Source organism: Niallia sp. FSL W8-0951 (assembly GCF_038006525.1).
GTDB classification, from domain to species: domain Bacteria; phylum Bacillota; class Bacilli; order Bacillales; family Cytobacillaceae; genus Niallia; species Niallia circulans.
Map to the genome: position 1 here is coordinate 715,904 of NZ_JBBOVK010000001.1, position 24,391 is coordinate 740,294.

19 protein-coding genes are annotated in these 24,391 nt (G+C 36.7%); 17 read left to right on the forward strand and 2 right to left on the reverse strand.

What is annotated here, in order from left to right; all coding sequences use genetic code 11:
* Nucleotides 1-325: 325 nt before the first annotated feature.
* Nucleotides 326-2,038, reverse strand: coding sequence for an Rqc2 family fibronectin-binding protein (locus tag NSS71_RS03205; protein WP_061796747.1), 1,713 nt, complete (start codon nt 2,036-2,038; stop codon nt 326-328).
* Nucleotides 2,039-2,416: 378 nt separating this feature from the next.
* Between NSS71_RS03205 and NSS71_RS03210 the strand changes: the two genes are divergently transcribed.
* From NSS71_RS03210 to priA, 7 genes are all read left to right on the forward strand, one after another.
* Complete coding sequence (locus tag NSS71_RS03210; RefSeq protein ID WP_047939942.1) at nt 2,417-5,095, forward strand: calcium-translocating P-type ATPase, SERCA-type; 2,679 nt, start codon at nt 2,417-2,419, stop codon at nt 5,093-5,095.
* Between the two features lie 317 nt (nt 5,096-5,412).
* The gene (locus NSS71_RS03215) at nt 5,413-6,285 is read left to right on the forward strand and encodes a YicC/YloC family endoribonuclease (RefSeq protein ID WP_047939943.1); all 873 of its coding nucleotides are present in this window, start codon (nt 5,413-5,415) and stop codon (nt 6,283-6,285) included.
* A gap of 59 nt (nt 6,286-6,344) precedes the next feature.
* Nucleotides 6,345-6,608 (forward strand): extracellular matrix/biofilm regulator RemA, encoded by a 264-nt coding sequence (remA, locus tag NSS71_RS03220; RefSeq protein ID WP_016201046.1) that lies wholly within the window; start codon nt 6,345-6,347, stop codon nt 6,606-6,608.
* Nucleotides 6,609-6,617: 9 nt separating this feature from the next.
* The gene (gmk, locus tag NSS71_RS03225; RefSeq protein WP_047939944.1) at nt 6,618-7,232 is read left to right on the forward strand and encodes a guanylate kinase; all 615 of its coding nucleotides are present in this window, start codon (nt 6,618-6,620) and stop codon (nt 7,230-7,232) included.
* Between the two features lie 3 nt (nt 7,233-7,235).
* Nucleotides 7,236-7,454, forward strand: coding sequence for a DNA-directed RNA polymerase subunit omega (gene rpoZ, locus NSS71_RS03230; protein ID WP_047939945.1), 219 nt, complete (start codon nt 7,236-7,238; stop codon nt 7,452-7,454).
* 405 nt (nt 7,455-7,859) lie between these two features.
* On the forward strand, nt 7,860-9,074 hold the full coding sequence (gene coaBC, locus NSS71_RS03235; protein ID WP_061796745.1) for a bifunctional phosphopantothenoylcysteine decarboxylase/phosphopantothenate--cysteine ligase CoaBC: 1,215 nt from the start codon (nt 7,860-7,862) through the stop codon (nt 9,072-9,074).
* A complete protein-coding gene (gene priA / locus NSS71_RS03240; protein ID WP_047939947.1) occupies nt 9,071-11,482 on the forward strand; it encodes a primosomal protein N' in 2,412 nt (803 codons plus the stop codon). The genes coaBC and priA overlap by 4 nt, the downstream gene beginning before the upstream one ends.
* 111 nt (nt 11,483-11,593) lie before the next feature.
* Here the strand turns inward: priA and NSS71_RS03245 are convergent, their stop codons facing one another.
* Nucleotides 11,594-12,514, reverse strand: coding sequence for an ArsR/SmtB family transcription factor (locus tag NSS71_RS03245; RefSeq protein WP_047939948.1), 921 nt, complete (start codon nt 12,512-12,514; stop codon nt 11,594-11,596).
* 224 nt (nt 12,515-12,738) lie between these two features.
* Here NSS71_RS03245 and NSS71_RS03250 point away from each other — a divergent pair, with 224 nt between their 5' ends.
* The 10 genes from NSS71_RS03250 to rlmN all read left to right on the forward strand — a co-directional run bounded on the left by NSS71_RS03250 (nt 12,739) and on the right by rlmN (nt 24,385).
* Nucleotides 12,739-14,004, forward strand: coding sequence for an extracellular solute-binding protein (locus NSS71_RS03250; RefSeq protein ID WP_053215544.1), 1,266 nt, complete (start codon nt 12,739-12,741; stop codon nt 14,002-14,004).
* A 267-nt stretch (nt 14,005-14,271) separates the two neighbouring features.
* Entirely contained in the window at nt 14,272-15,195 is a 924-nt protein-coding gene (locus NSS71_RS03255; RefSeq protein WP_309325240.1) for a carbohydrate ABC transporter permease, read from the forward strand.
* A 16-nt stretch (nt 15,196-15,211) separates the two neighbouring features.
* Nucleotides 15,212-16,057: a carbohydrate ABC transporter permease gene (locus tag NSS71_RS03260; protein ID WP_047939949.1), complete on the forward strand. Its 846-nt coding sequence runs from the start codon at nt 15,212-15,214 to the stop codon at nt 16,055-16,057.
* On the forward strand, nt 16,057-16,494 hold the full coding sequence (locus NSS71_RS03265; protein ID WP_341151289.1) for a hypothetical protein: 438 nt from the start codon (nt 16,057-16,059) through the stop codon (nt 16,492-16,494). The genes NSS71_RS03260 and NSS71_RS03265 overlap by 1 nt, the downstream gene beginning before the upstream one ends.
* Nucleotides 16,494-18,236, forward strand: coding sequence for a glycoside hydrolase family 2 protein (locus NSS71_RS03270; RefSeq protein WP_341151290.1), 1,743 nt, complete (start codon nt 16,494-16,496; stop codon nt 18,234-18,236). Before NSS71_RS03265 ends, NSS71_RS03270 begins: the two co-directional genes overlap by 1 nt.
* A 17-nt stretch (nt 18,237-18,253) precedes the next feature.
* Nucleotides 18,254-20,089, forward strand: a complete 1,836-nt coding sequence (locus tag NSS71_RS03275; RefSeq protein WP_047939952.1) for a glycoside hydrolase family 2 protein — start codon at nt 18,254-18,256, stop codon at nt 20,087-20,089.
* Between the two features lie 422 nt (nt 20,090-20,511).
* Nucleotides 20,512-21,000: a peptide deformylase gene (gene def / locus NSS71_RS03280; protein WP_047939953.1), complete on the forward strand. Its 489-nt coding sequence runs from the start codon at nt 20,512-20,514 to the stop codon at nt 20,998-21,000.
* The gene (fmt, locus tag NSS71_RS03285) at nt 20,993-21,952 is read left to right on the forward strand and encodes a methionyl-tRNA formyltransferase (RefSeq protein ID WP_095321277.1); all 960 of its coding nucleotides are present in this window, start codon (nt 20,993-20,995) and stop codon (nt 21,950-21,952) included. Before def ends, fmt begins: the two co-directional genes overlap by 8 nt.
* The gene (gene rsmB, locus NSS71_RS03290; protein WP_341151291.1) at nt 21,939-23,291 is read left to right on the forward strand and encodes a 16S rRNA (cytosine(967)-C(5))-methyltransferase RsmB; all 1,353 of its coding nucleotides are present in this window, start codon (nt 21,939-21,941) and stop codon (nt 23,289-23,291) included. The genes fmt and rsmB overlap by 14 nt, the downstream gene beginning before the upstream one ends.
* A complete protein-coding gene (gene rlmN, locus NSS71_RS03295) occupies nt 23,288-24,385 on the forward strand; it encodes a 23S rRNA (adenine(2503)-C(2))-methyltransferase RlmN (protein WP_095257565.1) in 1,098 nt (365 codons plus the stop codon). Before rsmB ends, rlmN begins: the two co-directional genes overlap by 4 nt.
* The last annotated feature ends 6 nt before the right edge of the window (nt 24,386-24,391 follow it).

The window sequence follows — 24,391 nt, forward strand, 5'->3', positions numbered from 1 at the left end:
AACAGCACTTTTATGTAAAGTGCTGTTTTTTAGTTTGAGTAAAAAAGTTAGTTATTGTTTGGGATTTGGTGAGAAGAATTGTTCATAAGAGGGATGAACGCCGAAATAGGAGCAGGAGGCAAGAAAAGTTGCGTTCATAAGAAGGGTGAACGCCGAAATTAGTGCGGCGGGCAAGAGAAGTGGTGTTCATAAGAAGGATGAAAACGGAAGACCAAGGATCGGAGACAAATCAGCTCTTCAAGCTATTATCATCATAAAAAACCAAAGTCACATGCATAATTAAACAAAAACGAGAGGCAGCTAAAGACCTCTCGTTTCAAACTATTTAGCTTTTTTTCAAGCGAATAACCGTTTCTTCATCTGGTGTAACATAAACAGTTTGCTGGTTATCATAAATTACAAAACCAGGCTTTGCGCCACTTGGCTTTTTCACATGACGTACTAATGTGAAGTCAACGGGAACAGAACTAGATTGGCGTGCTTTGCTAAAATAAGCTGCTAACTTTGCTGCTTGCATGATTGTTTCCTCGGAAGGCTCTTTGCTGCGAATAACAACATGGGATCCAGGAATATCCTTTGTATGCAGCCAAATTTCATCTCTAGCTGCTACTTTGTTTGTTAAATAATCATTTTGTTTATTATTCTTTCCGACGATAATTTCTGTACCCTCGGACGAAACATAGTAGTCTAAGACAGGCTTTACATTTTGCTGTTTCTTATTTTGCTTTTTCTGTCTTTCTCTAAGGTAACCTTCTTCCACTAACTCTTCCCGAATTTCCTGAATATCTTTTGGAGAGGCAGCAAGAATTTGCTGGTATAGTGTTTCAAAGTATTCATATTCTTGTTCTGCTAGTTTAATTTGTTCCTTGATAATATCAATCGAATTTTTCGCTTTTTGATATCTTGTGAAATATTTTTGCGCATTTTCAGAAGGAGACAGTCTTGGGCTAAGCGGAATCTTAACGGTTTTACTATCTTCATCATAATAATTGATTACTTCTACTTCTGACATGCCCTTTTTAACCGCATAAAGGTTTGCAGTCAAAAGTTCACCAAGTAATTGATATTGTTCCGCATTTTCAGCTTCCGATAAAGAACGTTCTAGTTTTTTTATTTTCTTTTTGTTTTTATCTCGTTCATTTACAATAAATCGTTCTAAATCATTGCTTTGCTGTTTCACTCGATCTCGTTCTGCTTTTCCGAAATAATAGCGATCAAGCATTTTACTTAATGTAGGAAAGGACTTCACGTTTCCTTTGACATGCTCCATTGATAGGCAGTAAAAATATTCTTTCTCTGGAGTATCCATGATAGAAGGAGCATAATTGCCTTTTTTTATTGGCTCCATTACCATAAGAAATGCTTTTGGTAAAGTTTCACGGTTTGCAAGACCAGCCAGATAGACCATTTCTTTAGCAATTAGTGGAGATAATCCAGCAAACTGCTGGACAAGCTGTTTGTCCAGTTTGCCGCTATTAAAATCAATAGCCCGCAGTACATCTTCCTCTGATGCTGTATAAGGATCTTGTTTTTCTTGTTTTGGCGGAGCTAAATACTCATAACCGGGAAGAATAGCTCTATGACTATTAACAGCATACGAAATATGTTTAATGCTATCTAGAATGGTATTTTTATCGCGGTCAACCAAAATGATATTGCTGTGTCTACCCATTATCTCGATCATCAGTTTTTTATAGGAAGTATCGCCAATTTCATTTCTTCCCCTAATTTCTAAAACAATGATCCGTTCATTGTCTATTTGATAAATATCTTCTATAAAATAACCTTCTAAATGCTTGCGGAGAAGCATGCAGAACATTGGTGGTTCTTTAGGATTTTCATAATTTTCTTCCGTAATTTGAATGCGGGCATAGCTAGGATGAGCCGATAATAGCAATTTTTGATTTTTTCCATTAGCTCGAATGGATAAAATAATTTCATTGGTAAAAGGCTGTTGAACTTTATTAATTCGGCCTCCTAGTAAAAGCTCTTTTAATTCAAGAGACATTGCGCGTGTAAATAAACCATCAAATGACATAACTAACGACCTCATTTATAATAATTTCCCTCTTTACTCTATCTTTATTGAGGAAGAAATACAAGGATTTGGGTTGAAAATGCTTGTGATTTTGCTATAGATGCAAGAATAACGAGAAGTGGAGGCAGCCTTCGCAAAATTTTAATTTGTAAAAAATAGATGAGATCTAGGCATATGGTATTTTTTCTCATAGTAAATAGGAATTAAATCTCTATCCTTAGCATTTTTTCGGCCAAGCTTGAATATGATTCTCTTAGAGTGGTGTTGGGACAACTATGTATGTTAGTAAGTTGCTAACTTTTGTTCAAAACAGCTACGAATTTCTTCGCTGCTACTATAGCGAACGGTGAATGAAAAAGGGGGAAGTGAGATGGCCGGATGAACTATCATGAAATGAACGAAAAAGAAGTAGAACAAACATTGAATACTGATTTTTCGGCTGGGTTATCAGATGAAGAAGCGGAAAAGCGACGAAAGAACTTTGGATACAATGAATTAGAGGAAGGAGAAAAGCAATCACTCCTGCTTATTTTCTTCAGTCAATTTAAGGATTTTATGGTACTCGTTCTTTTAGCTGCCACGCTTATTTCAGGTTTATTAGGCGAATATATTGATGCAATTGCGATAATTGCAATCATCATTCTCAATAGTTTTCTTGGATTTTTTCAAGAGATAAGAGCAGAAAAATCTTTATCTGCTTTAAAAGAATTATCACAGCCTCATGTTCAGGCACTACGGAATGGAGAATGGATTAGTCTATTATCGAAAGAGTTAGTTCCTGGAGATGTCATAAAATTCGCGAGCGGGGATCGAATTGGAGCAGATGTCAGAATTATTGAATCAAGAAGCCTGGAAGTGGAGGAATCTGCTTTAACCGGAGAATCTGTGCCAGTTCCTAAAACAGTATCTGCAATCAAAAATAACAATCTAGCACTTGGTGATATGGAAAATATGGGCTTTATGGGAACGATGGTATCCCGTGGAAGTGGTGTCGGGGTTGTTATTGGGACAGGGATGAAAACAGCAATGGGGCAAATTGCTGATTTGCTGCAAAATGCAGATTCGGTTACCACCCCGCTGCAAAGACGTTTAGAGCAGCTAGGGAAAATTCTCATTGTCACAGCATTACTATTAACCGTATTAGTTGTGGTGATTGGGGTTCTTCAAGGGAATGATTTATATACAATGGTACTAGCAGGTGTATCATTAGCGGTAGCCGCGATTCCAGAAGGCTTGCCAGCGATTGTAACCATTGCTCTATCTCTTGGTGTTCAGAAAATGATTCGCAAAAATGCCATTGTCAGAAAGCTGCCTGCTGTCGAAACTCTTGGCTGTGCTTCAGTCATTTGTTCTGATAAAACCGGAACATTAACGCAAAATAAAATGACAGTAACAAAAACTTGGATCGGCGGAAAAACATATACGGTAGATGGAACTGGATATGAGCCGCAAGGACAATACTATGTAGGCGAACAATTAATAAATCCAGCAAAGGATAAGGCATTACAACAGCTTTTAACCTTTGGAATGCTTTGTAATCACGCCGAGATTCTGCAAAAAGATGGCGATTATGTTTTAAATGGGGATCCGACGGAAGGAGCAATTTTAGTTGCAGGGATGAAAGCAGGATTCACGCGTGCTCAATTATTAAATCAATTTGCGATTGTCAATGAATTCCCTTTTGATTCTACAAGAAAAATGATGAGTGTTGTGGTAAAAGATCCAACTGGACGTCAATTTGTTGTTACTAAAGGTGCACCCGATGTCTTAATTGGTCAGAGTAAATCAATTCTTTTTGAAAATCGTTCACAAGCTTTAGGAAATAATGAAAAGCAAGTAGTTCAAGAAGCGATCAATGGCTTAGCTTCCCAGGCGCTTCGTACCATTGCAATTGGCTATAAGGAAATTTCACCAAACACTCTTATTATGCATGAAGGAGAAGCAGAAAAGGACTTGATTTTCATTGGTCTGCAAGGAATTATTGATCCGCCAAGACCAGAAGTAAAACAAGCTGTAAAAGAATGTAAAGAAGCTGGTATTAAAACAGTAATGATTACAGGAGACCATGTTATTACTGCAAATGCTATTGCGAAACAGCTAGGCATTGCCAATAATCGCTCTAAAGTAATGGAAGGGAAAGAGCTTTCAGATTTAAGTTTAAAAGAATTAGAGGATATCGTAGAAGATGTTGCTGTCTTTGCACGAGTTTCCCCAGAGCATAAATTGAAGATTGTTCAAGCATTTCAAAATAGAGGGCATGTAGTTGCGATGACTGGTGACGGAGTAAATGACGCTCCAGCGATAAAGAAAGCAGACATCGGCATTGCGATGGGAATCACAGGGACGGATGTTGCGAAGGAAGCATCTTCTTTAGTATTAATGGATGATAATTTTGCGAGTATAAAATCTGCTATTGTAGAAGGAAGAAATATTTATGAAAACATTCGTAAATTCATCCGTTATTTACTTGCCTCAAATGTTGGGGAAATACTGGTGATGTTATTTGCGATGCTGTTAGCACTTCCTTTGCCGCTTGTTCCTATTCAAATTTTATGGGTGAATTTAGTAACAGACGGATTACCAGCGATGGCCTTAGGCTTAGATAGACCGGAAGATAATGTTATGAAAAGAGGACCACGCAGTCCGAATGAAGGTGTATTTTCTAGAGGGCTTGGATGGAAGGTTATTTCTCGCGGGTTCCTTATCGGTATTTCGACTATTTTAGCTTTTATGTTTGCCTATAACAATAATCCAGAAAATCTTGAATATGCCCAAACGGTTGCTTTTATAACATTAGTACTTGCCCAGTTAATTCATGTATTTGACTGCCGCAGTGAAAAATCCATTCTTTCAAGAAATCCGTTTGGCAATATGTATCTAGTCTGGGCTGTGATTTCTTCCTTAGTATTGGCGCTTGCTGTTATTTACGTGCCAGGCTTGCAAGAAATCTTCCATACACTGCCAATAGCAATGAAAGATTGGCCAATGATCATCGGATTCGCCTCTGTACCAACTTTTTTACTCGCAGGATCATTTTTATTAAGTAAATCAAAATAAAATATGTTATAATCCAAAAGGTAGTAGAGACCACTCTATTACCTTTTATTTATTTGATGCTGTTTTTAATGCTGATTTCTAAAAGGTTAGTAACCATATAATGTATAATGAGAAATGATCGAATAATAAAGCAGCGTGAATACACGAAGACGGCAGGGGATTGTCAGATCCTTGAGGCAAAGCTGAAGAGGCATAAGCGTAAGCCTGCGGAAAGTGAAGTGCACTCTTGCTGGAGGTTAGCAGCGATTAAACTTTGTGGAAAAAGCACAAGCAAACATTAATTCGCACATTTTTTAGAAAACGGATGTGTCAGTATAATGAAAAGTATGACTGGATTTGGAAGAGCAACAAAACAATATCACCATGCAACACTTCATATCGAAATAAAATCGGTCAATCACAGGTTTAGCGATCAGATTATTCGGATGCCCAAGCAATTTCTATATTTGGAAGATCAAATAAAGAAAATTATTTCAAACTATATACATAGAGGTAGAATCGAAGTATTTGTAACATTAGAGGATGAAGACAAAAAAGGTCAAGAAATTATAGTGGATTGGCCATTGCTTGATCAATACTATCAATTGCTTCACCAATTAAAAGACAAATATTCTATCAAAGAGTCCATCTCGCTTCGTGATTTATTAAATCAAGAAGAGTGTTTTCAGATAGTAGAACGAGAGCTTGATATGGAAGAACTATCAGAAGTGTTGCTTATTACAATGGAAGAAGCGGTTGTCCAGTTAAATAAGATGCGCACTATTGAAGGAGTGGAATTATCCAAAGACTTAGAAAGCAATCTTAAGCAGATAGAAAAGCTAGTTGCGAAGTTACAGTCGTTGGCACCAGAAGTGATTGCACAATACCGTGAAAAGCTCAAGACAAGAATAGAAAGCTATTTAACGGAACCGATTGATGAAGCACGCCTTATTACAGAAGTGGCGATTTTTGCAGATAAAGCAGATATTAATGAGGAATTGGTTAGATTACATAGTCATATTAGACAGTTTTACCAAATCATGGAAGAAAGTAACCCGATTGGAAGAAAGCTCGATTTCTTACTTCAAGAAATGAACAGAGAGGTTAACACCATTGGATCCAAAGCTAATTCAGCAGATATTGGAGCAAATGTGGTGGAAATGAAAAGCTGTTTAGAAAAAATGAAAGAGCAAATTCAAAATATTGAATAAAAGGGTTTAGAATAAATCTTCCTAGTTAAAACTAAAAATAATAAGATTGGAGAAGACGAATGTCCATAAAATTAATCAATATTGGTTTTGGAAATATAGTTTCTGCAAATAGAATTATCTCTATTGTCAGTCCAGAATCTGCTCCCATTAAACGTATTATCCAAGATGCTAGGGATAGAGGATCCTTAATAGATGCAACATATGGTCGAAGAACGAGAGCTGTTATTGTGATGGACAGTGACCATGTTGTTCTTTCAGCAGTTCAACCAGAAACAGTTGCACACCGTTTAAACGATCGTGATGAGATCATAGAGGAAGGGTAGGAGAAAAATTTGGTAGAAAAGGGACTTTTAATCGTTTTGTCTGGACCTTCTGGTGTAGGGAAAGGAACAGTGAGAAAGGAAATCTTCTCACAAAAAAATACATCCTTTGAATATTCTATTTCCATGACCACAAGATCACCGCGTGCTGGTGAGGTAGATGGAGTAGATTATTTCTTTAAATCAAGAGAAGAATTTGAGGATTTAATTGAACAAGGAAAGTTACTAGAATATGCAGAGTTTGTTGGAAACTACTATGGTACACCTGTTGATTACGTTAGAGAAACGACATTAAAAGGCAAAGACGTCTTTTTGGAAATTGAAGTAGAGGGCGCGAAGCAGGTTCGCGAAAAGTTTCCAGATGGATTATTTATTTTCTTGAGTCCGCCAAGTTTATCAGAGTTGAAAAATCGTATTGTGACAAGAGGTACCGAGTCAGAAGAGATTATTAACAACCGCATGAATGTGGCAAGAGAAGAAATAGAAATGATGCACTTATATGATTATGTCGTAGAAAATGATACAGTAGAGAATGCTTGTGAAAAAATAAAAGCAATCATTGTTGCGGAGCATTGTCGCAGAGAAAGAGTAGAACCAAAATACAAAAAAATGCTGGAGGCCAATTAATCTATGTTATATCCATCTATTGATAAATTAATGACAAAAATCGATTCAAAATATTCATTAGTATCTGTTGCTGCAAAAAGAGCAAGAAAACTACAAACTAATGCGAAACCACAATTAGCAAAATATGTTTCTCATAAAAATGTAGGGAAAGCATTAGAAGAAATCAACAAAGATCAATTAACTTATCGTGTAAATACACCCAATGGTGCAAGCGAGGAATAATTAAATTTTTATCATATAGTACGAAATAAAAGGCTTAAGTAAAAGGAATGATTCCATTTACTAAGTCTTTTTTCATGGACATAATGATTATTTAATTATATGCTAACAATAATAAAAAAAATACAAATCTTACATATGGCTGAAGTTTAAGGATATTAATTCTAACAAAGTGGGAGAATTTCTGCTTAGGATTGCTCGCATTTTTTATTAGCAACTTGCTTCGCCAATTCATTAGAACTTATTCATAAACAAACAATATATCTCACTCTTAACGAACAAAAAAGATTCATATTGTCTGACAGCTACAAATGGTTCAATTAATCCGGTCGCAGAGGGTTTATCTGGCTGATAATACGATTACTATATCATAAACTTTAGAATAGAATGAAAGGAAGGAGGCACATGATGTTGAATGGCAAGAAGATTCTTCTGTGTGTAACAGGGGGCATTGCGGTATATAAGGTATGTGCTTTAACTAGTAAATTAACGCAAAAGGGAGCAGATGTAAAGGTTATTATGTCGGAATCAGCAATGGAATTTGTGAATCCATTAACCTTTAAAGCCCTCTCTAAAAACGAAGTATATACAGACACCTTTGATGAAAAAGATCCAAAAGTGATTGCACATATTGATTTGGCTGATTGGGCTGATTTAATTTTAGTAGCCCCAGCAACGGCTAATGTAATTGGAAAGATTGCAAACGGTATTGCGGATAATATGATTACAACAACCTTACTTGCAGCAACAAGCGATGTTTGGATTGCGCCAGCGATGAATGTACATATGTATGATCATCCTGCCGTTATTAAAAATATTAACACGCTTCATGACTATGGTTATCGCTTTATTAACCCAGGCGAAGGTTATTTAGCATGCGGCTATGTAGGCAAAGGAAGATTGGAAGAACCGGAAATGATTGTTCAGCATATGGAGGATTATTTTTCCAATAATAACAAGGACAAGATCCTAACTGGAACAACCGTACTCGTGACTGCTGGACCAACGCGCGAAAAAATTGATCCTGTTCGTTTTATTTCCAACCACTCTTCTGGAAAAATGGGATATAGTATTGCCAAAAAAGCTATGGCCTATGGGGCAGATGTTATTTTAATATCTGGACCTACAAATCTAACTCCACCAAAAGGTGCTCAGGTTATTTCAGTGGAAAGTGCGGAAGAGATGTATAACGCTGTAATGACATACAGAGAAGAGGCTGACATTATTATTAAAACAGCTGCGGTAAGTGACTATAAGCCTACGATTGTTTATGACCACAAAGTGAAAAAGCAAAGTGGTCCAGAAACAATTGAATTCACGCGGACCCAAGATATTTTATCCGAACTTGGAAAAAGAAAAGAACAGCAGATTCTCATTGGCTTTGCAGCGGAAACACAAAATATGGCTGAATATGCAATGGATAAATTAAAACGGAAAAATGCAGATATGATTGTGGCTAATAATGTAAATAGACAAGATTCTGGCTTTGGAACCGATACAAATCTTGTGACTATGTATAAGAGAGATGGAACTTCAATCGAATTACCGCTTCTTTCTAAGGATGAGGTAGCGGAAAAAATATTGGAACAAGCAATGCAGATGAAGGAAGCTGTTCAAAAATGACGGTAGCCAAAGTAATTGTCGATGTACCGGCAAAACAAACGGACAGACCCTTTGATTATCTAATTCCGAAAGAATTAGAAGACGTTATTCAACCAGGGATGCGCGTAATTGTTCCATTTGGTCCTAGAAAGGTACAAGGCTTTGTGGAAAGCATAGAAGAATCCTCAAGCTTTAAATCATTAAAAAAAATTATAGAACCGATGGACTTAGTGCCCGTTTTAAATAAAGAACTTTTATCTCTTGCTGACTGGTTGTCTCATTCTACGCTCTGTTATAAGATTTCTGCTTTTCAAGCGATGTTACCACCGGCTTTAAAAGCTAAATATGAGCGTAAAGTAAAAAAGGTATCTAGGGAAGAAGAGAAGATGGCTGAAGGGGTAGCCGCTCTTTTTACTAAAACGGAAGAAGTGGTTTGGGAGGAAGCGTTAAAGAATGTATCTCTTTCTTCCTTACAAAAGGAAGTGAAGAAAGGAACAATCGAGGTTTCCTATGAGGTACAATCAAGAGGCAAGAAGAAGAAGGTAAAGCATATTTATCCTCTTCTAAATAGGGAAGAATTACTTCATTATGAAGAATCGCTGAATAAAAACGCTAAAAAACAAAAAGAATTATTGGTTTATTTTAGTGAGCATCCAGACCCAATCGAACAAAAGCAACTACTTACGAAATTGAGTATTTCAACAGCTGTAATAAAAGGACTAGTCGAAAAAGGGCTTCTTGCAGAAATGGAAAAAGAAGTATACCGCGATCCTTATCAAGAGCGGGAGTTTGAAAGAACATTTGCCTTGCCTTTAACCGATGATCAGGCGAAAGTGGTGGCGCCGATTCATCAGGCGGTAGAACAAAATCAGCATGATGTTTTTCTGTTGTATGGTGTAACCGGTAGTGGGAAAACAGAGGTATATTTACAATCCATTGATAAAGTGTTGGCAAAGGGAGAAGAAGCAATTGTCCTTGTTCCGGAAATAGCGCTGACACCACAGATGGTCAATCGCTTTAAAGGCCGCTTTGGCGATCAGGTTGCCGTTCTCCATAGTGGGTTATCGGTGGGAGAAAAATATGATGAGTGGCGGAAAATCCAAAGAAATGAAGTAAAGGTGGTAGTTGGAGCGAGATCTGCTATCTTTGCGCCATTTACAAATCTCGGGCTTATCATTATTGATGAAGAGCATGAAATGACATATAAGCAAGAGGAGAATCCTCGCTATCATGCTAAAGATGTCGCGATCGAGAGAGGGAAAAAGCATGGATGTCCGATTATTTTGGGTAGTGCCACGCCATCTTTAGAAAGCTTTGCAAGAGCCCAAAAAGGTGTATATACTTTATTGTCTCTTCCTAATCGCATGAATAATCAAGCACTCCCGAAAGTGGAAATTATTGATATGCGAGAAGAATTGAGAAATGGCAATCGCTCTATGTTTTCCGAAGTATTGCTGGAAAAACTGAAAGATCGCCTAGAAAAAAAAGAACAAACCGTATTGTTTTTAAATAAACGGGGACATTCCTCCTTCGTCATGTGCCGTGATTGCGGTTATGTCGTGAAATGTCCAAATTGTGATATTAGCTTGACCTATCACCGCTTTCAAAATCAGATGAAGTGTCACTATTGTGGATATGAAACGTATACCCCTACTACTTGTCCAGAATGCAGCAGTGAGCATATTCGATATTTTGGAACAGGGACGCAAAAAGTAGAGGAAGAGCTGACAAAAATCCTCCCAGAAGCAAGGGTTATTCGCATGGATGTCGATACAACTAGTCGAAAAGGAGCCCACGAAAAGCTGCTGCAAAAATTTCAAGAGGGAGAAGCAGATATTTTATTGGGAACACAAATGATTGCCAAAGGACTAGATTTTCCAAGAATTACGCTAGTTGGTGTACTGTCAGCTGATACAATGCTTCATTTGCCAGATTTCCGCTCATCGGAGAAGACCTTTCAATTACTGACACAAGTAAGCGGCAGAGCAGGCAGACATGAATTACAAGGAGAAGTTATTTTTCAAACCTATACTCCTGAGCATTATAGTATTGAGCTTGCGAGCGAACAGGATTATGACCGTTTTTATGAAACAGAGATGATGATTCGCAGACAACATGCTTATCCTCCTTACTATTTTCTTACGATGATTACAATTAGTCATGAAGAGCTAATGAAAGTAGTCGGGGTTGCGGAAAAAATCACCCAGATTGTCCGAAATAGATTATCACCGCAAACAGTTATTTTAGGACCAGTCGCATCACCAATCGCAAGAATAAAAAATAAATATCGCTATCAATGCCTAATAAAGTATAAACAAGAACCAAACTTGGAAGAAGTTTTAAAATCAATTTTAGATCATTACCAAACAGAAATAAGCACAAACGGCCTGCAGATTTCGATTGATGTTAATCCGTTTATATTGATGTAATATTCTGTTTGCCTATTCGAACAGTTTGTTCAGATTAAAACTATAAAGACCATAGTAATAAAAAACATGGGTAAGGTCTCCGGCGATGACCTTACCCATGTTTTTATTTCGTTAATTATTTTCTTTCTCCAAATAATAAATGCCAATCTGTATATTTTGCTTATGATTTCCAAAATGTTCCCCGAATAAAGTCAACCCACCAACTCTTTCGGATTCCTCTTCAACTGCAATTCTTAGAGTGAGGAAAGAAGAGCTCTCGAGCTGTAATTCATTAATCGTTACGCTGGAAAAGGGTTCGCCATCAATGCCTGTATCAATTTTATTCACCCTGATTGTTTTTAGCAAACCGTACTGACTGAATTTATCATTCCACCATTTCGGTGTATACCGTCCTCTCACATCAGAAAAATTACCAGGAACCGTGTATGTGCCAAGCTTAACATTATTTAAATAAAATGTTATGTCGCTCGGCCAAACATTATTGGAAAGTGGGAATTCAGAAGCAAGCTCCAAACTGATTTCTACCATTTCTGGAATTTCATTTGGTCCAAGTAAGTTAGGGATTTTATATTCTACAAACCCCTGAGACAACCACAATAGCTGGGCGTCCACTCTTTGGCTGTCCATAAAATATTTCGGATCATCCGCTTTTCCGATTATTTCTTTTTCTGTTGCAATCCCGCAAGTAGGCTTTACAGAAAAATCTGTATAATGACCAATTTTTAAATCAGTTTCGTGGAGTTGATATTCTTTAAATATTTTTCTTGGAAAATGAATTTCAATATTGTCTATCGCTAAATAAACAATTTTCTGCAGTCCTGATTTTCCAGGGATTCTTTCCGATTTAACAATTCCTGCTTCTTCTAGTTTTTGAATATGACGGGTAACGATGGCGGCGCTTATGCCTAATTGTTTTGCTAAATCAGATATATTCATGTTGTTTTTTGCGAGAATTTCTATGATCTCTATTCTTGTTTCACTAGCAAGTGCTTGATAAATGTGAAAATAATCCTTTGAAATTTGTATTTGCATAGCAATCTCCTTTAACTTTATGGTTAAAAAGTAGCTTGTCTGTTTATTTTATCATCCACAGTGTTTAACTTCAATAGAAAACACTAAAAATATTGTTTGAATAAGATTGACAACGCTTTCTTATGTTGTTAAATTAATAGTGTAATAAGAATATTAGTAATAACTTTAACTTTTTGGTTAAAGAATTTCGTTAAGTAATAAGTTAAATAAAAGGAGGAATTAATGTGGGGGCAAAGAGCAAGCTTTGGAAGTATGTTGGTGTGATTGGACTCTCAATCGGTATTTTAGCAGGCTGTGGAGATTCGGAAGCAAGTAGCAGTGCCAAAAATGAAATTACGTTTTGGAATCCGTTCACTGGTCCAGATGGGAAAAATATGCAGGCGATGGTAAATGAATATAATAAAACGAATCCTGAATACAAAATCAAAAACGTCTCTTTAAAAGAAGGAGATATGTATACGAAAATCCCAACAATCGTAAACTCTAAAAAGAATATTCCTGATTTAACGATTGTCCATGCAGAACGAATTAAACAGTTTAAAGATAATGATATGTTAACTTCTTATAATGACTTGCTTGCTGATTTTCCGGAAATTAAAGCAGATAACTATGTAGCAGAAGCTTGGAAGATTGGAGAACTAGATTCAGAGCGTTATAGTATCCCGTTAGATATTCATACTTTCGGACTTTACTACAACAAAGATTTAGTTGATAAGTATTTGCCGACAGCATTGGATGACAATATCGTTACATTTGATGAAATTAAACAAGTTGGCGAGAAAGCCCAAAAAGATAAAATCAGAGCATTAGGGGTAACATGGCTAAAGCCTAATTTCTTGTCCTTGTATGCACAAAATGGTGGTGAGTTAACAGAAGATGGCATTCAACCAACTTTAGTAAACCAAGCAGCGAAAGATACTTTTAATCTATGGAGAGATTATGTAAAGGCAGGTTATACAACAAAGGATGGAGAAGATCCAACTCAAATGTTCTTAACTGGAAAAGTTGTTTTTCTTCCTGAAGGAATTTGGATGCAAAACCAAATTAAAGAATCAAAGGTAAATTGGGGATTAACTAATGCGCCTCAATTATCAGATGATTTATCGAAAGCGGTCAACTGGTCTTCTTCTCACCAATTTGTCATGCTGAAAGATGACTCACGTACGGAGGAAAAAGAAAAAGCTGTTGTGAAGTTTTTAGACTGGGTTCGTGATAATTCAATGGAATGGGCAAAATCGGGACAAAATCCAGCAACGCTTGCGCTTTTAGAAAATGAGGAATATAAAGCAATGCCACAATCATTCTTCTTGGCAACACCTGAACAACAAGCAACATTAAAAATCTTTGACTATAAATACAATGGTTATGTTTCAGAATTATTAGATTCTAAAGCTGGGGATGTCGTATTCTCCAAAACAGAAACAGATAAAGCATTAGAAGATATGGAAAAAGAAATATCTGCTAAGGTAGAAAAAGATAATTCGAATTAATGTTTGCCAAAAAGTAAGAGCGCTTACTTATAGCTGGTGATTGGAGAAGCCGCTGACTGTTTAAAAAGGTAGTTGTTTACTATTGAGACATATTATTATGCAATTCTTGATGAACTTTATACCAAACAGCTAAATAAATAAAAAAGCAAGCAGCCTAAATATAGTAACAAAAGTGCAGCAGGGAATCGAGGTATTTAGGCTGTATGCTTAATCTAGATAAGATGAAAATCTTATTCTAATAGAAGCGAGAGGAAAGGAAGTAGGCGTATGGAAACTGTTCCCGCTACGAAAAATGTAAAACAAATGAAAATAAAAAACTCCAGGAATACATCCTTTGCACCATGGCTATTTTTAGCCCCTCATTTGATCATTTTTGGAGTGTTTTTTCTTATTCCAATCTTTTTTGGAGTTTATATTTCTTTTACAGAATGGGATTTAATTAGTTCGCCAATTTTTGTTGGATTGGATAATTATAAAGAATTATTACTTCAACCAGACTCCGTCTTTTATGAACAACTTCATAATGGGTTGAAAAATACCTTTTTATTTGTTCTATTTACTGTCCCATTTTGTATTATTGTACCTCTGCTTCTTGCAGCAGCTTTGAACACAAAACCAGTTCTGTGGAAAGTATTTCAGTCATTATTCTATTTACCATCGTTGTTTGCAATTTCCGCTGTCATTATTATATGGGGGCTTATGTTTAATGTAACATATGGTCCAATTAATAATATTTTCAATCTGGAAACCGTTTGGACTGGTACTCAGCCTTATGCGTGGATTGCGCTAGTAGCCGTAACAGTTTGGTGGACGATTGGAGGAAATATGATCATTTACCAAGCGGCATTGAATGGTATTCCGAAAGATTATTATGAAGCGGCAGATATTGATGGAGCTTCTTCTTTTCAGAAGTTTATGAAAATTACCCTTCCAAGCATTAGAGGTCAGATTCTTTATACGGTTGTTATCACAACCATTGCTCAATTTAACGTCTATGGGCAGCCGTTGATGTTAACAGGTGGCGGCCCAACAGATTCAACAAGGGTGTTATTAATGGATATTCAGCAAAATGCCTTTGGTTCAGGTCAATCGATTGCGGGGATCTCGTCTGCGATGGCGGTTATTCTTGGACTTTGTATAATGGTTGTTGCATCATTACAATTCTTTTTCTTAAGAGAGAAGAAGAATTAATTAAAGGAGGAAGAGTATGAGCAGTAAAAGAATCAATCCACTACCTAAAATAATCGGGTTTGCCTTTTTGCTTATCATGGCTGTGATTTGGATTATTCCTTTATTATGGGGAGTTGTAACCTCCTTTAAATCAGAGATAGAACTACAAACAGTGGGCTTTAAATTTCTTCCAATTGAATGGGTACTGACAAATTACACTACTTTATTAGTTGATAATACAAGTACACCATTGGTTCGTTGGTTTACAAATTCAGTTGTTATTTCTGTGTCACACACATTATTAGTATTAATTGTGGTGACATTATCAGCCTTCGCTTTTAGCAGATTGAATTTTAGAGGGAAACACGGTTTGTTTGCCTTTTTAATGGCAACGATGATGTTTCCTGGTGTAGTAAATCTTATTCCTCTTTATAAAATCATCGACGTTCTCGGCTGGGTGAATTCTCCGATTGCGATGATTGTTCCAGGTGCAGCAGGTGTATTTAATATCTTTTTAGTTAGACAATTTATGAATAATATTCCTCTAGAATTTGATGAAGCTGCTCGTATGGATGGGGCTAGTGATTTTCAAATTTTAGGAAAAGTAATCTTGCCTTTGATCAAACCGGTTCTCCTTGTTGTTGCCTTATTTTCCTTTACGGGATCATGGAATGATTTTTTATGGCCATCGATTGTTTTTAATGATATTGAAAAAATGCCGATCACACCGGGTCTGCAGCTATTGCAGGGGATGTATCAAGCACAGCCAACCTTATTAATGGCAGGCGCATTGGTTGCGATAATTCCCACTTTTATCTTGTACCTATTCGCACAGAAATACTTCTTGGAATCAATGTCCTTATCAGCTGGAGTGAAAGGATAATGAATAGAAAACTAGAAAGGATTTTAGTGAGAATAGTAGGCGTTTGGCAAATCATCGATGGTCTTATTACGATCCTGTTATATGGAACACTAAAAAAGGTCGAAGGTGCAAGGCTTGCGGAGGACTCGGCTTTTGTCTATATGAAAGCGATGGAATCTTATGTTGGAAGTGTCTATATATTCATTGGCATGTTTGGCGCCTTATTAATTGGTCTGGGGTTAATAAATTTAGTCTGTGCCAAGAAATATATGATAGATGATCAAGTTCATGTAAAGGTTGCCGTATGGCTGTTTGTATGTGGAGCATTATCCTATATCATCATGGATATTATCAGTCTAGTTTTATGTATGTCAGCGGGTATTTTAGTTTTAGCAAAAAATAAATCTATTCGAAAAATAAATAGGACAACAAATAATCGAGTCGGAGGTATAAATTAATGAATGTACTTCATCCAAATCCTCAGTTTCGCAGAGCGGAATGGGTTTCTTTAGATGGAAAATGGAAATTTGCGTTTGATGATAAAAAAGTGGGAGACAAAGAGAGATGGTATGACTCTTTTCCAGAAAGCCAAACCATCAATGTGCCGTTTACTTATGAGACGAAAGCAAGCGGCATCAATCAGCAAGAACATCATGAAACAGTATGGTATGAAAGAACAATCGTAATTGATGATACAAAGAAGCATCCAATTGTCCATTTTGAAGGAGTAGATTATGAGGCTTTTATCTATGTAAACGGGAATCTTGCCACGATCCATCAAGGAGGTTACCATGGTTTTTCTGTGGATGTAACTGACTTTGTAACAACTGGAGAGAATAAACTAACTGTTAAAGTCAAAGATTCAAAGGATTGTGCACAACCGAGAGGAAAACAACGCTGGCATGATGAAAATTTTGGCTGCTGGTATGTTCAGACAACGGGAATATGGAAATCCGTTTGGTTGGAATATGTAAATGAATCCTACTTAAATCATGCGAAAATTACACCATTATTTGATGCCCAACAAGTAGCGATTGAAGTAGAAACAAAAGGAATTCCGCTAACGGCAGATGGCTATAAAATAGTGGCATCCATCCAATTTGACGATAAAGTAATCAATGAATTAACAGCTAATATAATTGATAATGCAGCGTCCCTTACTGGAAGTTTATTAGAAAGACTGGATCCATGGACAATGAAAGTATGGAGTCCAGAAAACCCTAATTTATATGATTTGACGCTTAAATTGTACCACCATGATGAATTACTGGATGAAATTCAATCTTATTTTGGTATGCGCAAGATATCTATTGAAGGAAATAGAATTCTTCTTAATAATAGAGAGTTATATCAACGCTTAATTTTGGATCAAGGCTACTGGGAAGAATCAGATTTAACACCACCAAGTGTTGCAGCGTTGGAAGAAGATATCGATAAAATATTAGCATTGGGATATAACGGAGTTCGTAAGCATCAAAAAGTAGAAGACAGTAGATTTCTATATTTAGCAGATAAGAAAGGGCTTCTTGTCTGGCTGGAAGTTGGTTCGACGTATGGCTTTAGTGACAAAGCAGTCCGCAATTTTACCCATGAATGGCTGGAAATTGTGAAGCAAAATTACAACCATCCGAGTGTGATTACATGGGTGCCATTTAATGAATCGTGGGGCATTGGCGATATCCATCATGATAAGCAGCAACAAGCTTTTACGGAAAGTATCTATCATTTAACTAAAGCATATGATTGTAATCGCCCTGTTATCACAAATGACGGCTGGGAACATACTATTTCTGATATTATCACATTGCATGACTATGAGGAGTATGGAGCGCTGCTTGCTAGTAGATATAAAGACAGCGACAAGTTAATGTCTAATGGTATCCAGTTCAATAAAGGTTTCTATGCTTTTGCAGAGGGTTATCCGTATAAAGGTCAGCCAATCCTTATTTCTGAGTTTGGCGGAATTGCTTTTCAAACAGAGGAAGGTTGGGGCTATGGGAATCAAGTGAAGGATGAAGAAGCGTTCTTTAAACGTTTTGAAGACATCCACCATGCAGTTCAGGATTTAGAATACGTATGTGGTTATTGTTATACACAACTAACCGATGTCCAACAAGAAGTAAATGGCTTGCTTACAATCGATCGGAAGCCAAAAGTTTCTGTTGAGAAAGTAAGACAAGTAAATACCCGAAGATTATAATCATAGGAGTGTATAAGATGACGAGACAAGAATATCCCCGCCCGCAGTTCGTGCGTGACCAGTGGATTAACTTAAATGGAACTTGGCAATTTCAGTTTGATGATAAGAATGTAGGGGAACAGGAGCAATATTTTAATAAAGAAACACTGGATAAAGAAATACAAGTACCGTTTGTTTACCAATCTAAGTTAAGTGGAATTGGGGAAAGAACCATTCATGAATATGTTTGGTATAAGAAAGAAGTAGTGATTCCTAAATACGCAGATAAACGAACAATCTTGCATTTTGGTGCGGTAGATTATTATTGCAAGGTATACGTGAACGGAAAATTTGTGGGAGACCATGAAGGCGGGCATACTTCATTCTCATTTGATATTTCGAATTATTTATTAGACGAAAACCAAAGTATTACTGTTAAAGTCTACGATCCTATCAAAGATGAAACCATTCCACGAGGGAAGCAGTTCTGGGAAGAGGAACCAAGGGCGATTTGGTATACGAATTCTACAGGGATTTGGCAGACGGTCTGGGTGGAACAAGTAAATAATGATTATCTGGAAAAAGTTCGATTTACTCCTGATCTAGACCGCGGTGTCGTCTGGATGGATTTTGTTTTAAATAAAGAAGCAGAAATATCAAGAGCGAATTATTATGTAAAATACAAAATAAGTTTTAAGAATATTTTAATTGCGGAAGATCAAATTAAAATGAATAATCTTGCAGAAAAACGTGCGGTTGATATTATTCAAAATAAAATTTTTCGCACCAATTTTCACGATAGCGGCTATACTTGGTCACCAGAACACCCTAATTTATTTGACGTATCTATCGAACTTTGTGATGAAAAAGGAACCGTTTTAGATAAAGTGCAATCTTATTTCGGCTATCGAAAAGTTCATACAGAAAATGGTATGGTTTATTTAAACAATAAACCATACTATCAAAAACTGGTTCTTGATCAAGGTTATTGGCCAGAGGGACTTTTGACAGCTCCGGAAGCAGAAGATTTAAAAAAAGATATAGAATTAGCGAAAGAAATGGGATTCAATGGATGCAGAAAGCATCAAAAAACAGAAGATCCTCTCTTCATGTATTATGCAGATACATTAGGTTTTCTAGTGTGGGGAGAATGTGCATCAGCTCCTGTTTATACAAAAGAAGCAGCAACAAGATTAATGAAGGAATGGATGGAAATAGTCGACCGTGACTATAATCACCCTTCTATCGTTACTTGGGTTCCCTTAAATGAAAGCTGGGGTATTCCGGATATTCATCATGATAAAAAACAACAGCATTTCTCTACAACCATGTATCACATGCTCCATGCCATTGATGATACACGTCTGGTTATCTCTAATGATGGCTGGGAAGCAACAGTTACAGATATTTGTGCGATTCATAATTACGGTCATGGAAATGCTGATGAAAAAGCAAAGTATCAATACTTCAAAGAGTCTATATCTTCTGTTGAAAATTTACTTACACATGCTCATAGCAAATGGGAAGTGTATGCTGAGAACCACTCCCACCAAGGAGAACCAATTCTGTTAACAGAATTCGGGGGCATTGCCTTTAAGATGGGGGAACAAAGCGGTTGGGGCTACACTTCTGTCGAAACTGCGGATGATTATATAACAGAATACCGCAAAATCATGGAAGCAATCTTTCAATCGAAGGGACTATGGGGCTATTGCTATACGCAGCTAACAGATGTTGAGCAAGAAATTAATGGGATTTTAACGTATAATCGTATTCCAAAATGTGATTTATCCAAAATTAAAGAATTGAATAATCTCTTCTTTCCCGAGCGATTGGCTACTAACGGGAAGAGGATGAATGGAGGCATAAACTAAATAAATAATCTGTAAAGGCAAACAATCTCAAAGTTAGTTATTAGATAATAGTTACTTTCTAACACGGATTTTTTATCGTTTTAAATATAGCCATGTTTAAAAACTAATTTGTTCCAAACTATACTTATCAACAGTAATATGTTAAAATGTTCAAGGCTCATGACAGCGAAAATGATGGATGGTTTCAAGTTATCCTGAGTTTCCTGACATGGGTTTTTATTTTGTCCGCCCAAAAATAAAGCAACGTACGAATTAATTTCCAAAAGGAATACATAGCTATTTAGTAGCAGGGTTTGATAAAATACAAAAAGGAATGAGTTTTAGCATAGGCTGTTTGTCTGAACAATGATGGCAAGACCGTCTTCGATTAATAAGAGCAAGCCTTTAATCGACTATCTCTCTTAATGTTTGGAGGAAATAATGTGGCAGTAAAACAAATTGTAATGTACCCGGATCCGGTGTTAGAAACACCATGCGCGGAAGTTACAGTCTTTGATAAAAAATTAGCAAAATTATTAAACGATATGTATGATACAATGATTGAATTTGACGGAGTTGGACTAGCTGCTCCACAAATTGGCATATCAAAGCGCATTGCTGTAGTAGATATTGATGATGATATGGGTACACTGGAATTAATTAATCCCAAATTATTAGAAGTGAATGGCTCTCAAGTTGGTCCCGAAGGATGTTTAAGTTTCCCGGGATTATTCGGAGACGTCGAAAGGCCATTGTCTATTAAAGTAGAGGCGCAAAATAGAAAAGGAAAAAAATATATAATAGAAGCTGAAGAATATTTAGCAAGAGCGATTTTACATGAAATGGACCATTTAGATGGAGTACTATTTACATCAAAGGTAATTCGCTATCTAGAGGAAGATGAGCTAGAAGGAGTGGAAGCAAATGACTAAAGTTGTATTTATGGGTACCCCGGATTTTTCTGTTCCTGTATTACAAAGATTATTAGAAGAAAAGTATGAAGTAATTGCGGTTGTGACACAGCCTGATCGTCCTGTGGGCAGAAAAAAGGTGTTAACCCCGCCGCCAGTAAAGGTAGAAGCTCTAAAACATGATATCCCTGTCTATCAACCAGAGAAGATTCGTCAATCAGACGAGCTGAAAGCTATTATCTCTTTGAACCCGGATATTATTGTGACTGCTGCGTTCGGTCAAATTTTGCCAAAAGAGCTATTAGATGCACCAAAATTCGGCTGTGTGAATGTTCATGCATCCTTGCTTCCTGAATTAAGAGGCGGAGCGCCAATTCACTACAGTATTTTACAAGGGAAAGAAAAAACCGGTATTACCATTATGTATATGGCGGAGAAGCTAGATGCTGGTGATATTATTTCAGTGGCGGAAGTGGAAATTGAAGAAGAAGATACAGTAGGAACACTTCATGATAAATTAAGTCGTGTTGGAAGTGATTTATTAGCAGAAACTTTGCCTAAACTGTTAGCAGGAGAAATTACGCCGATTCCGCAAAAGGATGAGGAGGCAACATTTGCTCCAAATCTTAAGCGGACGGACGAACTAATTGACTGGTCTGTTTCTGGAGAAGAAATTTATAATAAAATTCGTGGTTTAAATCCTTGGCCAGTAGCTTTCACTCTTTATCAAGGGAAAGTGATGAAAGTATGGGCAGGTAAGAAAGTGGCGAAAAAGAGAGATGCCTCTCCTGGAACAATTGTCGACATAACAGATCATGGTCCAATTGTGGCAACAGGTAATGACACATACATTCAATTAACAGAAGTACAACCAGCGGGCAAGAAGAAAATGGACATCAGCCAATTCTTACGCGGGGCTGGCAGTAAAATGCAAGTAAATGAGATATTAGGAGTTACGAATGAAGAAAACTAGAAAAAATGTGCGAGAAGCAGCATTAGATATTTTGGAAACCATTCAAAAAAATCAAGCGTATAGTAACTTATTGCTAAATACGACGATTAAGAAAAATGAGATTCCTTCTAAAGATATCGGTTTGTTAACAGAAATTGTTTATGGAACGCTGCAAAGAAAAATGACTCTGGAATTTTATCTGCGTCCTTTCCTTAATAAAGGAAAGAAAATAGAGGAATGGGTTTATATTCTTCTGCAGATGACTGTCTATCAAATCGTTTATTTAGATCGTATTCCAGATCATGCTGCAATAAATGAAGCGGTAGAAATTGCTAAAAAGAGAGGCCACAAAGGAATAAGCGGCTTTGTAAATGCTGTACTAAGAAATATGCTAAGACAAGGATTGCCATCCTTTAATGAGATTAAAGATGAACTAGAACGACTTTCCATTGAAACAAGTCATCCTAGTTGGCTTGTAAAAAGATGGGTCGAGCAGCTTGGTGTAGAAGAAGCGAAAAAAATGTGCGAAATCAATCTAACTACACCGATGCAAACAGCAAGGGTTAATACAACAAAGGTTTCTGTAACGGAATGTATAGAACTTTTAACAGAAGAAGGATTTCAAGTAGAAGCAAGTGAGGTAATTCCAGAAGGGATTAAAGTTTTAAAGGGAAATATCGCTCATTCATCTGCTTTTGAAAAAGGGCTGCTGACGATTCAAGATGAAAGCTCGATGATTGTTGCTTATGCACTAGATTTAGACAAACCATATTCCGTATTGGATGCTTGTGCAGCTCCAGGTGGTAAATCTACTCATATTGCAGAGAAGATGAATAAGGACGGCAACATTCTTTCTATTGATCTTCATGATCATAAAGTAAAGTTGATTAAGCAAAATGCAGATCGCTTAGATTTACCAACGATTGAAACAAAGGCAATGGATTCAAGAAAGCTGGACAGCAGCTTGGAGAAAGAAAGCTTTGATCGAATTCTGTTAGATGCACCATGTTCAGGGTTTGGTGTAATGAGAAGAAAGCCAGATATGAAATATACAAAAACAGAAGCTGATGTAGATCGGCTGCAGAAAATTCAATTGGATTTACTAGCTTCTGTTTCCCCGCTTTTAAAAAAAGGTGGAATATTAGTATATAGTACATGTACCATTGATACAGCAGAGAATGAAGAAGTGGTGGAGAAATTCTTAGCTGTTAATACGCAGTTTGAGAGAGATAGAACATTGGCGGATCGTCTGCCACAAGATGTAAAGAATTACGCAGAAGGAAATGAATTACAGATATTACCGCAATATTTTGGCTCAGATGGCTTTTATATTGCAGCATTAAGAAAGAAGGTGCAATGATGGAACAAGTAAAAACATCATCAAGAAGAAGACAAAAGGCAGAACCAGCTATTCCCTCGATATACTCAATGGAATTGCAAGCACTAAAGGATTGGCTGACAGCGCATAATGAAAAGGCGTTTCGTGCGGATCAAATTTTTGAATGGCTATATAAAAAGAGAGTAACCTCTTTTGAAGATATGTCTAACTTATCGAAAAATTTACGTTTAATGCTTCAGGAAAATTTTACAATTACAACATTAAATACGCTTATTCAGCAAACATCAAATGATGGGACAATTAAATTTTTATTTGAATTACATGATGGCTATTCCATTGAAACAGTTTTAATGCGCCATGATTATGGTAATTCTGTTTGTGTAACAACCCAAGTCGGCTGTCGAATCGGCTGTACTTTCTGTGCTTCTACATTAGGTGGATTAAAAAGAAATTTAGAAGCAGGAGAAATCGTTGCACAAGTCGTAAAAGTACAACAGGCATTAGATGAATTGGGCGAACGTGTAAGTTCAGTTGTTATTATGGGAATTGGGGAACCATTTGATAACTTTACTAGTATGTTAAGTTTCCTAAAAATTATTAACCATGAACAAGCATTAAATATTGGAGCAAGACATATCACTGTGTCAACCAGTGGGATTATCCCGAAAATTTATGAATTTGCGGATCAAAATATGCAAATTAATTTTGCGGTTTCCCTGCACGCGCCAAACACAGAGTTAAGAAGCAGACTAATGCCAATTAACAGAGCGTATAAATTACCTGATTTAATTGAAGCTATCCGCTACTATGTGGATAAAACAGGTAGACGTGTAAGTTTTGAGTATGGTTTATTTGGCAACGTAAATGATCAAGTAGAGCATGCGGAAGAGTTAGCTGAGCTTGTGAAAGGAATCAAGTGTCACGTAAACTTAATTCCTGTTAACTATGTACCAGAAAGAGATTATGTAAGAACACCGAAGGATCAAATCTTTTTATTTGAAAAAACATTAAAGAAACATGGAGTAAATGTAACAATCCGCCGTGAGCAAGGTTCAGATATCGATGCTGCATGTGGACAGCTTCGTGCGAAGGAGAGAAAAGAAGAGACGAGGTGATCACCT